Genomic DNA, 12421 nt, shown 5'->3' with positions numbered 1-12421 from the left:
CTCACTCAATTTAGCCATTGCCGACGTTTTCGGCTTGCACCGCTGGCAAAGATACCGCAGAGCAGCGCCAATAGCGCTACTCCAGCGCCAGTGACGAACCACTGCTGTTGATCGGTCAGCAAACGCGGCAGCGGGCTGGCCTGGGCTTCCTTGAGTTGCAGCTTCAGACGCTGGTTCTCCTGGCGCAGCCGGGCGAGCTGGGCGCTTTCGCGAGTGTTGTCGGCATTTTGCAGTTGTTTGTTCAGTTCTTCGCGCTGCTGCTCACTGGCCTTGAGCCGCTGTTGCAGCTCGGTGATCTGGCTGCCGGCGCTCAATGACAATGGCGTTGAGCTGCCGCTTTCGGTGGTTTCCTCACCATGGGCGGGGGCCATGATCGACAACGTGAGCAACATCAGACACAACGGACCCTTGCGCATCGCGACACCTGTTTCCAAATGGATATTGGGCAGGTTGTCGGCAGGCAAACGAGAATAATGAGCGATTGAGAGCGCGATGAACCGAGAAGGTTCATCGCGTGGAAGGACTTAAGGCAGGACTTGCTTGAACGGCTTGACGATCACATTGGCGTAAACGCCAGCGGCGATGTACGGATCGGCATCGGCCCAGGCCTGTGCGGCGCTGAGGGAGTCGAACTCGGCGACGATCAGGCTGCCGGTGAAACCCGCTGCGCCCGGATCATTGCTGTCGACTGCCGGGTGCGGGCCGGCCAGCACGATGCGGCCTTCGCCCTTGAGCGCTTGCAGGCGTTCCAGATGCGCCGGGCGCGCGGACAGGCGAGCTTCGAGCGAGTTGGCAACGTCGGTGGCAATGATGGCGTAGAGCATGTCAGTCCTCGGTTTTTGGCGTTGTGGTATCGGTGTCATGCAGATGGCGCGACAGGTAAACGCCCTGTGCGACCAGGAACAGCACGGTCATGCCCAGGCTGCCGAACACCTTGAAATCAACCCAGATGCTCTGAAAGGTGAAAGCGACGAACAGGTTGGCGGCGCCGCAGAACAGGAAGAACGCGATCCAGGCGATGTTCAGGCGGGTCCAGACCGGGTCCGGCAAGGTCAGTGCGTGGCCCATGATGCGTTTGATCAGCAAGCGATCGCCGATGAAGTGGCTGCCGATGAACGCTGCTGCAAACAACCAGTTGACCACCGGCGCTTTCCATTTCAGGAAGGTTTCGCTGTGGAAGGCCAGCGTCAGGCTGCCGAATACCAGACAGGCGATCAGCGTCAGCCACTGGCTCTTTTCCAGCTTGCGCTGCTTGATGAACAGCGCGCCGTACACCACCAGGGAACTGATGATCAGCATCGCCGTGGCGCTGTAGATACCGCCTACGGTCACTTGCTGGCCGGCAATGTCGACGACCCGTGGATCAAGTTTGTAGACGATGAAGAACAGCAGAAGCGGGATGAAATCGATGAATTGTTTCACAGTGAGAGCCAGAAGCTGGATGTGGCGGCATAATAACAAACATATGGGCGCGCGATAGCGCCAGCTGATTTGAGGTTACAACTCCCCGTGAATGTTGATTTGCACTGCCACAGCACGGCCTCCGACGGCGCCCTGGCGCCTGCGGTTCTGGTTGCGCGAGCGTTCGAAAACGGCGTGCGAGTCCTGGCGTTGACCGACCACGACACTCTTGAGGGGCTCGCCGAGGCGCGTACTGCCGCCACCGAGTTGGGCATGCAACTGGTCAATGGCGTCGAATTGTCCTGCACCTGGGGCGGGGCGACCATTCACGTATTGGGATACGGTTTCGACGTCAACGCTGCGCCGTTGGTCGAAGCGATCGCCAAATTGCACGATGGCCGCTGGCTGCGGTCGGAAGAAATAAGCCGCAAGCTCGCCCTCAAGGGCATGCCCGGTGCCCTCGACGGCGCCCGGCAGATCCAGCAGGAACTGGGCGACAGCGGCAACGCGCCGGCCCGGCCGCATTTCGCCGACTGGATGGTGCGTGAAGGTTATGTAAAGGATCGCGCCGAGGCGTTCCGCAAATGGCTCGGCGCCGGCAAACTCGGCGACGTCAAACTGCACTGGCCGACGCTGGAAGACACTGTCGGCACCCTGCGCGCCGCCGGTGCCTGGGTCAGCCTGGCGCATCCATGGCACTACGATTTCACCCGTAGCAAGCGCCGAAAGCTGATTGCCGACTATATTCAAGCAGGCGGGCATGCTATCGAGGTGGTCAATGGCCATCAGCCCGCAGAACAGGTGGGCAGCCTGGCGATCCTTGCCCGTGAGTTCGGTCTGCTGGTCAGCGCCGGCAGTGACTTCCATGGCCCTGGCGGCTGGTCCGAGATCGGCCAGTACCGGCCGGTTCCCGAGGACCTTCCACCCCTGTGGTGTCGGTTCAAACATGACACAGATATTGCCGCCGTCTGAACAGGTAGAGAATGTGAGTCAATTTTTCCAGATACATCCGGAAAACCCGCAAGCGCGCCTGATCAAACAGGCGGTCGAGATCATCCGCAAAGGCGGGGTGGTGATTTATCCCACGGACTCGTCCTACGCCATTGGTTGCCAGATCGGCGACAAGACCGCCATCGAGCGTGTGCGACGTCTGCGTCAGCTCGATGAAAAGCACAACTTCGCGCTGATCTGCAGCGACCTGTCGCAACTGGGCAATTACGCCAAGATCGACACCGGCACCTTCCGCATTCTCAAGGCGCACCTGCCGGGGCCTTACACCTTTATTCTCAACGCCACCCGCGAAGTGCCGCGCCTGTTGCTGCATCCGAAAAAACGCACCATCGGCCTGCGCGTGCCAAGCCATCCGATCGCGCTGGCGCTGCTGGCCGAACTCGGCGAGCCGCTGATGAGCGTGACGCTGATCATGCCCGGCGATGAAGACCCACTTACCGATCCCTACGAAATGCGCCAGTTGCTCGAGCACCAGGTCGATCTGATCATCGACGGCGGCTTTGGCGGCATCAAGGCCTCGACGGTGATTGACCTGACTGGCGACGACCCGGAAGTGGTCCGCGTCGGTTGCGGCGATCCGACGCCGTTCATGGTCGAGGCCTGAATGTCCGCAGTGGAAACCGTGGTCGATCCCCAGGCCGGCGCCCAGCAGGAACTGCCGTTCGCGATGGTCTATGGCCAGGCGGTCATGGAAATGCCGCTGGACCTGTACATCCCGCCGGATGCGCTGGAAGTCTTCCTTGAAGCCTTTGAAGGTCCGCTCGACCTGCTGCTGTACCTGATCCGCAAACAGAATATCAATATCCTCGACATTCCGGTGGCGGAAATCACCCGCCAGTACATGGGCTACGTCGAGTTGATGCAATCGGTGCGTCTGGAGCTGGCCGCCGAATACCTGGTGATGGCGGCGATGCTCGCCGAGATCAAGTCGCGCATGCTTCTGCCGCGCGCTGAAACCGTCGAAGATGAAGAAGACGATCCACGCGCCGAACTGATCCGCCGCTTGCAGGAATACGAGCGTTTCAAGGCTGCTGCCGAAGGTATCGATGGGTTGAGCCGGGTGGGTCGCGATGTGATCGTGCCCAAGCTCGACGCCCCGGAAGCGCGGGCGCGCAAGCTGTTGCCCGACGTCGCGCTGGAAGAGATTTTGATGTGCATGGCCGAAGTGCTGCGCCGTGGCGATATGTTTGAAAGCCACCAGGTCAGCCGTGAAGCGCTGTCCACCCGCGAGCGCATGAGCGATGTGCTGGAACGGCTCAAGGGCGGCGGCTTCGTGCCGTTTGTCGAGCTGTTCACCGCCGAAGAAGGCCGCCTGGGTGTGGTGGTGACCTTCATGGCGATCCTTGAACTGGTCAAGGAATCCTTGGTCGAGCTGGTGCAGAATGAGCCGTTCGCTGCGATCCACGTGCGAGCCCGAGCCGAATAACGAGTCCCTGTATGAACCTGACTGAACCCCGCGAGCTGGCGTCCCTGCTTGAAGCCTTTCTGTTGGCCTCGGGAAAGCCGCAATCCCTTGAGCGCCTGTATGAACTGTTTGAAGAAGGCGAGCGGCCGGAGCCGGCGGTCTTCAAGAAAGCCCTGACCCTGCTCGGCAAGTCCTGCGAGGGCCGCGCCTTTGAACTCAAGGAAGTCTCGTCGGGCTATCGCTTGCAGATCCGCGAGAAGTTTTCACCGTGGGTCGGCCGTCTCTGGGAAGAACGCCCGCAGCGCTATTCCCGTGCGTTGCTGGAGACCATCGCGCTGATCGCCTATCGCCAGCCGATCACCCGTGGCGAGATCGAAGACGTGCGTGGCGTGGCGGTCAACAGCAACATCGTCAAGACCTTGCTCGAGCGTGAGTGGATCCGCGTCGTCGGCTATCGGGACGTGCCGGGCAAACCGGCTATGTTCGCCACGACCAAGGCGTTTCTCGACCACTTCAACCTGAAAAACCTCGAAGACCTGCCGCCGCTGGCCGAACTGCGCGAGATGGAAGCCGAACCGGTGCTCGACTTCGACGACGCGCCGGTGCCGCAGAGTCTGCAGGAACTGGCCGACGCCAGCGCCGAGCCGGAGGAGGAGAAGGAAGAAACCAGTTTCCATTCCCTGCTGCTGGAGCTGGACAGCATGGAAGAAGGCATCAAAACCGACTTTGACGACTTGCTGCGTGATGCGGTGGATGGCGAAGCGCCGGTGTCTGAGCCTGAGATCATCGCGCCGGTTGTTGAAGCTGAAGTTGAACTTGAAGCGGCGCCTGACGCCGAACCGGAAGAGGACGTCCTGGGCGTCGCCGAGGCCCGCGAGAAACTCCTGGCCGCCGTTGCCGCCCTCGAACAGCCTGAACCGGAACTCAGCGAAGAAGAAGCCGAAGCCCGCGCACTGGCCGAGGCGATCGAAGCCGAACGGCGCGAGTTCGAAGACTGACGCCTATTGAGAAACCAGTGAAGACCCTTGTGGGAGCGGGCTTGCCCGCGATTGCCGTGGGTCAGATCCAATGATGTTGACTGACACTCCGCTATCGCGGGCAAGCCCGCTCCCACAGGGTTTGATGTGTTTCTGGAGAGGATGATGAGCTCAACCAAAGACCCCTGTATCAGCCTCTGCAAATTCTCCGACGACATCTGCCTGGGTTGCGGTCGCAGCAAGCGCGAGATCAAGGCCTGGAAGAAACTCGACAAGGACGACAAGCGCACCGTGCTGGCCGAAGCCGCGCTGCGCCTGATCAAACTGGGTGGTGCCGGTCGGCGGAAAAAGAAATAACCGGCAATCGATCAGCTAGTCTCTGATGCGCGACGGCGCACATCCGCGTATGATTCGCGACCCTTCGCCGATCCCTTCGGCCTGGACCCAGTTTTCAATACTTCAGGCGCCGCCTGAAAAGACCACACCGGGAGGTGCCCAGATGAGTGACATCAATCAGAAAGACGACCAGGAAATCGGCCCAGCAGGCGAAAAGCTGCAGAAGGTCCTCGCCCGTATCGGCGTCGGCTCGCGCCGTGACGTGGAATCCTGGATCAGCCAGGGCCGGATCAAGGTCAATGGCAAAGACGCCACCCTCGGCCTGCGCGTCGACATGCACGACGCCATCACCATCGATGGCAAAGTGATCAAACGCGAAGAGGCCGCCGAATCGGTGCGCCGCGTGATCATGTACAACAAGCCCGACGGCGAAATCTGCACCCGTGACGACCCGGAAGGCCGTCCGACCGTGTTCGACAAGCTGCCGCGTCCGAAAGAAGGCCGCTGGATCAACATCGGCCGTCTCGACATCAACACCACCGGTCTGCTGATGTTCACCACTGACGGTGAGCTGGCCAACCGTCTGATGCACCCGTCCTACGAGATGGACCGCGAGTACGCCGTGCGTGTACGCGGTGAAGTCGACGACGAGATGATCGAACGCCTGAAGGCCGGCGTGGTGCTGGAAGACGGTCCGGCGCGTTTCACCGACATTCAACAGGCGCCGGGCGGTGAAGGTTTCAACCACTGGTACCACTGCGTGGTCATGGAAGGGCGCAACCGTGAAGTGCGTCGTCTGTGGGAATCCCAAGGTCTGGTGGTCAGCCGTCTGAAGCGCGTGCGTTTCGGTCCGGTGTTCCTCAACTCCGACCTGCCGATGGGTCGCTGGCGCGAAATGAGCCAGTACGAAGTCGACGTCCTCAGCGCCGAAGTCGGCCTGACGCCGGTGGCAATGCCGCAGCTGAACGCCAAGAGCAAGGACAAGCTCGAACGCATGCAGCGCAAATCGTCGCGGCCGATGGCCAAGACCGAGCGCGTACGCACCCTGCGTCCAGCCGCCGGCGCACCGACCGGTCCACGCCCGGGCCGCGAGCCGCAAATCGAAGGCGAGCGTCCAGGTCGCAAGCCAGTTGCCCGTGACGGCGAGCGCGCACCGCGTCCGGCCAATGGCCGTACTGAGCGTGGCGAACGCGGCGCTCCTGCCGGTCGCGGTACGCCAGTGGCGGATCGTCCAGCCGACACCACCAACAAGCGCCCGGCCAAACCGGCGCCAAAGCGTCCGGGAATCAAACTGGTCGACGGCGACAAGCCCTCGGGCAAGCGTCGCGGCGCACCGGCTGGTTCCGGTCAGCGCCCGGGTTTTGGACGCAAGAAGCCTGAGTGAGGCAGCTGTGAGTTACTAGCTGCAAGCTACAAGCTACAAGCTACAAGCTACAAGCTGAAGCAAAAACGCCAACCTCAGGGTTGGCGTTTTTTTTGTCTGGACGAAAGTCTGTGCTGACACCGATCGTTCCCACGCTCTGCGTGGGGATGCCTCAACGGACGCTCCGCGTTCGGCTTTGGAAGGGACGCGGAGCGTCCCGGGCTGCATTCCCACGCGGAGCGTGGGAACGATCATCTGCGGCTTACATAATCCCCTGTGGGAGCGAGCCTGCTCGCGAAGGCGTCAGTCACCTAAAACACAAACCGCCCGTCAAACACCGGCTTGTCATCCAGCGCCAACACCCCGCCAGAAAAGATCAGGTCCAGGTGATGACTGCCCTTGGCGCCACCGCCTAATCCAAGATGCAACCCACAATGCCGCTCCTCAAACCCGGCATTGCGCGCATACAGATCCTTCACGCCTTCGTTTGTGCCAATCCCCAACTCCTCAATCCGCCGGTTCGACGGGTTGGCATCCAGGTACTTGTTGAAATCATGTTCCAGCCCCGGCACGTCGGTGGCGATGCGGCTGATGGTCGAGTTCTCGATCCACAGCTCCAGCGGTGATTCCAGCACGCCGTACTTGCGCGCGAACGGGATGGTGCTGAGGAAGGTGCCCTTGAACTTCACGTGGCCATTGATGGCTTCGCTATGGGTGGCGATTTCGCCGGGGGCGAGGTCGAAGTTGCCGACGCCGTTGATGTCGGTCCACTTCTTGATGCTGCTCATCGGCGTTTCGAACCATGAGCCGTGGTCATCCTTGAAACTCAGCGTGGTCGCCTGGGACATGCGCTGGATCAAGTGACTGTTGAGTCCGGCGATGCGTTGCGGGGTGATGCTGAAGGTGTCGTAGAAATAGTCGCCGTAATCCTTGAACAGCAGCGACTTCTTCCAGTTTTCCGCCATCACCGCTTGCAGTGCGCGGACGAATTCCGGGCCGTCGGGGCGTGGGTTGGGCAGGGTGGAAGAGTCGTAGAAGAAAATGTACAGATCGCTGTCGGCAATTGCCTCGGACAGCGCTGCGGTGCTTTCCAGGTCCAGACGCCGGGCACTGAACTGAAAGCGCGGATGCTCGCCGGCCTGTTCGGCAATGGCGCCGGTCAGGGCTTCGTAATCGGCGGTGTGGCCAAGCATGACCTTCGCCGAGTCGAGGCCGGCGAGGGCAGGGTGATGTTCGAGGTAGTAAAGGAAATGCGAGATGGCGCGGGGCTTGTCCATGAATCCTCCCTGACTGACCGGGGAATGAAGCGGCAGGCACGACCGGCCGGACCGTGCCTGCCCGGGATGTCTTACAGAGGCCACATCGCCGTGCCGAACGGAACCACCGCGTCGGCTTGCATCATTTCCACAGCGGCCTCATGGGTTGGCGCTTCAAACCATTCGTCCAGTTGCAGTTCGGTATCCAAGTCTTTTTCCAGTGCTTGCATGGTCGATCTCCTAGAGAATTTCACGGTTTATGACTGACCGGTCGAGGTGGCCGGTGAGACGTGAGAAACCTAGTTGAGGCTTTTTGCGAATGCAAAATTTTATCCATTTAATTTTTAAATAGACTTTTTGTTCTGTTTTTCAGGATCGATTTTCTTTTTTGAAAACAAAAAACTAGGCAGGCGAAATTGATAGCAAGCTAGCTACCGTCAATATGCAGACATCCTTCGGAAATTTCTGATTCGGAAGATATTCGTTACGCGTTGTAAACAAAACGTGACGAATAGGCCCCGCCGGAGCGGTGATTTCCCGCCTCCGCATCGGTTGTAAGGAAAAGCTTCCGTAAGCCGGGAGAACAGCTGCCGCGCAAGGCTCTGGCGCGCTTGTTTCCAGCTTTCAGGCAGGGTGTTATGCGCCCCATGCCTGTCGTGCAGGCGAATAACAAGAAGGAGGCGCAATGTACGCCGCGACTGATTTCCACTTCTCCCCGTGGGACGGTTTTTTCCTCGTCCCAGTCGATGGCCTGCAAAGGCCTGACTCATATTTTGCAGCCGCTCGGCACTGTCGAGGCGGACACGCGCAATCCCGGCAACCGACACGCTGATCAGGCGGGTCTGGCAGCAGGGGGTTAGCGGTGTACAATGCGCCGCGTTTTAACTGTGACCCTCTGCGTAATCGCAAAAATCTCGAGGCTATCCGCCTTGTTCACTCCGCCGCGCCACAAGCGTGCCGGGTTCGATTTCGTCACAGATAAAAACAAACAGGTGACGCATGACCGTTGTAAATGAGCTGAACTCCTGGTGCCTGCGCTGGGGTTTGATCGGGGCTGCCTGAAATCGCAACCTTGCAGCAACGTCTACTGAACATCATCAAACCTTGCGTGAGACCTTTTTCATGAGTGGACAACCCTCGCAATCAGGCGAGCTTAAACGCGGCCTGAAAAATCGCCATATTCAACTGATCGCCCTCGGTGGCGCGATCGGTACCGGATTGTTCCTCGGTTCTGCCGGGGTACTGAAATCCGCCGGCCCGTCGATGATCCTCGGCTACGCCATTTGCGGCTTCATCGCCTTCATGATCATGCGCCAGCTCGGCGAAATGATCGTCGAAGAGCCGGTGGCCGGTTCCTTCAGCCACTTCGCCCACAAATACTGGGGCGGTTTCGCCGGTTTCCTCTCGGGCTGGAACTGCTGGATTCTGTACATTCTGGTGGGCATGTCCGAGCTGACAGCGGTCGGCAAGTACATCCATTACTGGGCGCCGGACATCCCGACCTGGGTCTCCGCTGCTGCATTCTTCGTGCTGATCAACGCGATCAACCTGGCCAACGTCAAAGTCTTCGGTGAAGCCGAATTCTGGTTTGCGATCATCAAGGTTGTGGCCATCGTCGGCATGATCGCGCTGGGCAGCTACCTGCTGGTCAGCGGCCATGGCGGCCCGCAAGCCTCGGTGAGCAACCTGTGGTCCCACGGCGGTTTCTTTCCCAACGGGGTGAGCGGTCTGGTGATGGCCATGGCGATCATCATGTTCTCTTTCGGCGGTCTGGAAATGCTCGGTTTCACCGCCGCTGAAGCCGACAAGCCGAAAACCGTGATTCCGAAAGCGATCAACCAGGTGATCTACCGCATCCTGATTTTCTACATCGGCGCGCTGGTGATCCTGCTGTCGCTGACTCCTTGGGACAGCCTGCTGGAAACGCTCAACGCCTCGGGTGATTCCTACAGCGGCAGCCCGTTCGTACAAGTGTTCTCGATGCTCGGCAGCAACACCGCCGCGCACATCCTCAACTTCGTCGTGCTGACCGCCGCGCTGTCGGTATACAACAGCGGCACCTACTGCAACAGCCGTATGCTGCTGGGGATGGCCGAGCAGGGCGATGCGCCAAAAGCTCTGGCGAAGATCGACAAGCGCGGCGTGCCGGTGCGTTCGATTCTGGCTTCGGCGGCAGTAACGCTGGTTGCCGTGTTGCTCAACTACCTGATCCCGCAGCACGCGCTGGAACTGCTGATGTCGCTGGTGGTTGCGACGCTGGTGATCAACTGGGCGATGATCAGCTACTCGCACTTCAAATTCCGCCAGCACATGAACCAGACCAGACAGACGCCGCTGTTCAAGGCGCTGTGGTACCCGTACGGCAACTTCGTCTGCCTGGCGTTCGTGGTGTTCATCCTCGGCGTTATGCTGCTGATCCCGGGAATTCAGATCTCGGTGTACGCGATTCCGGTGTGGGTGGTGTTCATGTGGGTCTGCTACCTGATCAAGAACAAGCGCAGTGCCCAGCAGGCGCTGCCAGTGATCGCCAAGTAACCGCTCAAGCAGAAACAGCAAACCCGGCCAAGTGCCGGGTTTGTTGTTTTGAAATGGAAAAATCTGGCATCACACCGAACCCTGTGGGAGCGAGCCTGCTCGCGAAAGCGGTCCATCAGAAACATCTGCATCGACTGACACACCGCCTTCGCGAGCAGGCTCGCTCCCACAGAGGTTGAGTGAATCGGGTTATCCTGCACGCTCTGATTACGGACGCTTTTCCATGCTGGTGATTTCCAACAACGTGCATCTGCCGGATGCCGAGATCGAATTGACCGCCATCCGCGCGCAAGGCGCCGGTGGGCAGAATGTCAACAAGGTCTCCAGCGCCATGCACTTGCGCTTCGACATTCCCAACTCGTCTTTGCCGGAGTTCTACAAGGAACGCCTGCTGGCCCTGCGTGACAGTCGTATCACCAGCGACGGCGTGCTGATCATCAAGGCGCAGCAATACCGAACCCAGGAAGCCAACCGCGCCGATGCGCTGGAGCGGCTGGTCGAGCTGATTCTCAGCGCCACCAAAGTGGAAAAGAAACGCCGCCCGACCAAGCCGACCCTCGGCTCGAAGAAGCGTCGGCTGGAGTCGAAAACCAAGCGCGGCAGTATCAAGGCCGGGCGCGGCAAAGTGGATTTTTAAAACGTCAATCTGGGCGAGCATTTGGTAGTTTTATTGCCTTTTTATAGTGTTTTAATCTAGCCAACTGTCATATCTGACAGGTGCCATTTGTTGTTGAAATAGATTTAATGAGTTCTGTTTTTCCTTCGCTTAAGGAAAGTATATGAAGCGCTCATTTGATTTCAGTATTCAACAAGCCGGACGTGGCACTCCCGATTATTCTTTTGGGGTTGGTAGTAAAGTTTATCTATATGGAACAGGTCAGCGGCGTCTTCAGGTGCGGACCGTCACCGCTCTTACTGAGCCAGGCAGGATTCTCTGTGGCGCAAGCTCTGAAGAGTTGGGGGTGACTTACTTGTTTATGCTGGATGGACGAGGCGTTATCGACGAGAGTTTTGGCGAGGCAGGTGTCGCTATCTTTAAACTTTCGGAGCTTTTTTATGAATGGGGCTTGGCGCTGCCTTACAGCGTAAAATTTGATATCAGTCTCCGCAAATATGTAATGGGATTCTTCGTCCAGAAAGAAGGCGTTAACCGCGCTAGCGGGTTGGCCCGATTTGAGTTGAATGGGCAGCTTGATGTGTCATTTGGCAACAAAGGCGTCATGATCTGGAGTCCGGACATGCAGGATGTGGCGCCAGAAAGTTCTGCTCTGCAAGAAGCGAAGAGCACATTGACTGCCAGAGGTCGCGACTACCATGGCGCCATGGAGTTGATGGGCGACGGAGGAGTTTTGCTTCTGACCTCACTTGATAATAATGGGTTGTTTGATCTCGCCTATGTAGTAAAAGTGAAAAATGACGGTGCTCTTAATCAAGAGTTCGGAAATGACGGGTGGCTGAGAATTGTCAAAGAAGGTGCAAATCTTGCGGTCACTGGGGAGGATCTTGTTCGACAGGGAGATAATTATCTCGTCGCGGCTTCAGCGGGTATTCATGATAAAAGTTGGTTTGTCGGCAGATATGATGCTCAGGGTGATGTTGACTATAGCTTTGGCATCAACGGTTATTACGAGGGGCTGCCCTCAGTAAAGAATTTGATTTTGAAGCGTGACGATAGATCTCAGTTTTACCTGGCAGGTACGTCCGACAATGGCGTTCCGCAGTATCTGTTTCTCCAGCTTCAACGTCGCGGGATTAATGGTGAAGAGGATCCCCATTTTGGATCGCAAGGATGGACGGCTGCTATAAGTGCAGACTTTAATGATATTCATGTATTGAAAGCAGCTCTTTATAATTCGGCATCAACTATCGTCTTGGCCGGGCTGGCTGACTTGCGTCGGGAAGAAGGCAGCCAGGCATTCATTGCCAGTATTGAGCAGGATATGGGCTGGGATGAGGCGTTTGGTGATGAAGGGAAGGTGCTGTTGCCCAAAGGAGAAGTGATTCATGATCTTGTGCTTCAGCAGGATCGCAAAATTGTATTCATTTCGAGCGTGCAAGGAGCGCCCGATAGTTTTGCCATCGTCCGTTTAAATGGTTAAGGCCCGCCAGCGAAAATTGTGTTGGCCGTTCAGCGCCG

General features: G+C 58.5%; 14 protein-coding genes. 9 read left to right on the top strand and 5 right to left on the bottom strand.

The window, feature by feature from the left end; genetic code table 11:
• Positions 1-5: 5 nt before the first annotated feature.
• The 3 genes from ACZZ0K_RS16590 to ACZZ0K_RS16580 form a co-directional block, all read right to left on the bottom strand.
• On the bottom strand, positions 6-416 hold the full coding sequence (locus ACZZ0K_RS16590) for an SH3 domain-containing protein (RefSeq protein ID WP_016771128.1): 411 nt from the start codon (positions 414-416) through the stop codon (positions 6-8).
• 108 nt (positions 417-524) lie between these two features.
• Positions 525-824 carry a YciI family protein gene (locus ACZZ0K_RS16585; protein ID WP_016771127.1) on the bottom strand — a complete coding sequence of 100 codons (300 nt, stop codon included), beginning with the start codon at positions 822-824 and terminating at the stop codon, positions 525-527.
• A gap of 1 nt (position 825) precedes the next feature.
• Entirely contained in the window at positions 826-1422 is a 597-nt protein-coding gene (locus tag ACZZ0K_RS16580) for a septation protein A (RefSeq protein ID WP_024012071.1), read from the bottom strand.
• An 87-nt stretch (positions 1423-1509) separates the two neighbouring features.
• Here ACZZ0K_RS16580 and ACZZ0K_RS16575 point away from each other — a divergent pair, with 87 nt between their 5' ends.
• The 6 genes from ACZZ0K_RS16575 to rluB all read left to right on the top strand — a co-directional run bounded on the left by ACZZ0K_RS16575 (position 1510) and on the right by rluB (position 6514).
• Positions 1510-2373, top strand: a complete 864-nt coding sequence (locus tag ACZZ0K_RS16575) for a PHP domain-containing protein (protein WP_039761090.1) — start codon at positions 1510-1512, stop codon at positions 2371-2373.
• 13 nt (positions 2374-2386) lie between these two features.
• Positions 2387-3016, top strand: a complete 630-nt coding sequence (locus ACZZ0K_RS16570; protein WP_041478985.1) for an L-threonylcarbamoyladenylate synthase — start codon at positions 2387-2389, stop codon at positions 3014-3016.
• Positions 3017-3139: 123 nt separating this feature from the next.
• Positions 3140-3838, top strand: coding sequence for a segregation and condensation protein A (locus ACZZ0K_RS16565; RefSeq protein ID WP_172828192.1), 699 nt, complete (start codon positions 3140-3142; stop codon positions 3836-3838).
• 11 nt (positions 3839-3849) lie between these two features.
• The gene (gene scpB / locus ACZZ0K_RS16560) at positions 3850-4815 is read left to right on the top strand and encodes an SMC-Scp complex subunit ScpB (protein ID WP_258707769.1); all 966 of its coding nucleotides are present in this window, start codon (positions 3850-3852) and stop codon (positions 4813-4815) included.
• A 144-nt stretch (positions 4816-4959) separates the two neighbouring features.
• Entirely contained in the window at positions 4960-5151 is a 192-nt protein-coding gene (locus ACZZ0K_RS16555) for a DUF1289 domain-containing protein (RefSeq protein ID WP_016771121.1), read from the top strand.
• 142 nt (positions 5152-5293) lie between these two features.
• On the top strand, positions 5294-6514 hold the full coding sequence (gene rluB, locus ACZZ0K_RS16550) for a 23S rRNA pseudouridine(2605) synthase RluB (protein WP_463559208.1): 1221 nt from the start codon (positions 5294-5296) through the stop codon (positions 6512-6514).
• Positions 6515-6804: 290 nt separating this feature from the next.
• Here the strand turns inward: rluB and ACZZ0K_RS16545 are convergent, their stop codons facing one another.
• Together ACZZ0K_RS16545 and ACZZ0K_RS16540 are read right to left on the bottom strand one after the other, a co-directional pair.
• Positions 6805-7770, bottom strand: a complete 966-nt coding sequence (locus ACZZ0K_RS16545) for a M29 family metallopeptidase (RefSeq protein ID WP_024012077.1) — start codon at positions 7768-7770, stop codon at positions 6805-6807.
• 71 nt (positions 7771-7841) lie between these two features.
• Positions 7842-7979 carry a hypothetical protein gene (locus ACZZ0K_RS16540; protein ID WP_003222780.1) on the bottom strand — a complete coding sequence of 46 codons (138 nt, stop codon included), beginning with the start codon at positions 7977-7979 and terminating at the stop codon, positions 7842-7844.
• Positions 7980-8871: 892 nt separating this feature from the next.
• Between ACZZ0K_RS16540 and ACZZ0K_RS16535 the strand changes: the two genes are divergently transcribed.
• The 3 genes from ACZZ0K_RS16535 to ACZZ0K_RS16525 all read left to right on the top strand — a co-directional run bounded on the left by ACZZ0K_RS16535 (position 8872) and on the right by ACZZ0K_RS16525 (position 12383).
• On the top strand, positions 8872-10284 hold the full coding sequence (locus tag ACZZ0K_RS16535) for an amino acid permease (RefSeq protein WP_252868992.1): 1413 nt from the start codon (positions 8872-8874) through the stop codon (positions 10282-10284).
• A 223-nt stretch (positions 10285-10507) separates the two neighbouring features.
• Positions 10508-10921, top strand: coding sequence for an alternative ribosome rescue aminoacyl-tRNA hydrolase ArfB (gene arfB, locus ACZZ0K_RS16530; RefSeq protein ID WP_016771119.1), 414 nt, complete (start codon positions 10508-10510; stop codon positions 10919-10921).
• 142 nt (positions 10922-11063) lie between these two features.
• Positions 11064-12383, top strand: a complete 1320-nt coding sequence (locus ACZZ0K_RS16525) for a hypothetical protein (RefSeq protein ID WP_463559207.1) — start codon at positions 11064-11066, stop codon at positions 12381-12383.
• Positions 12384-12421: the final 38 nt, after the last annotated feature.

It is taken from the genome of Pseudomonas sp. AC255 (assembly GCF_979258175.1).
Note: the sequence above shows the minus strand (reverse complement) of the source record. Positions and strands in the feature narration are given on the sequence as shown.

Excerpts from the sequence above, each read along its gene's own strand:
- ACZZ0K_RS16590 (WP_016771128.1), bottom strand. The coding sequence starts at position 416 with ATGCGCAAGGGTCCGTTGTGTCTGATGTTGCTCACGTTGTCGATCATG.
- ACZZ0K_RS16585 (WP_016771127.1), bottom strand. The coding sequence starts at position 824 with ATGCTCTACGCCATCATTGCCACCGACGTTGCCAACTCGCTCGAAGCT.
- scpB (WP_258707769.1), top strand. The coding sequence starts at position 3,850 with ATGAACCTGACTGAACCCCGCGAGCTGGCGTCCCTGCTTGAAGCCTTT.
- ACZZ0K_RS16555 (WP_016771121.1), top strand. The coding sequence starts at position 4,960 with ATGAGCTCAACCAAAGACCCCTGTATCAGCCTCTGCAAATTCTCCGAC.
- rluB (WP_463559208.1), top strand. The coding sequence starts at position 5,294 with ATGAGTGACATCAATCAGAAAGACGACCAGGAAATCGGCCCAGCAGGC.
- ACZZ0K_RS16545 (WP_024012077.1), bottom strand. The coding sequence starts at position 7,770 with ATGGACAAGCCCCGCGCCATCTCGCATTTCCTTTACTACCTCGAACAT.
- ACZZ0K_RS16540 (WP_003222780.1), bottom strand. The coding sequence starts at position 7,979 with ATGCAAGCACTGGAAAAAGACTTGGATACCGAACTGCAACTGGACGAA.
- ACZZ0K_RS16535 (WP_252868992.1), top strand. The coding sequence starts at position 8,872 with ATGAGTGGACAACCCTCGCAATCAGGCGAGCTTAAACGCGGCCTGAAA.
- arfB (WP_016771119.1), top strand. The coding sequence starts at position 10,508 with ATGCTGGTGATTTCCAACAACGTGCATCTGCCGGATGCCGAGATCGAA.
- ACZZ0K_RS16525 (WP_463559207.1), top strand. The coding sequence starts at position 11,064 with ATGAAGCGCTCATTTGATTTCAGTATTCAACAAGCCGGACGTGGCACT.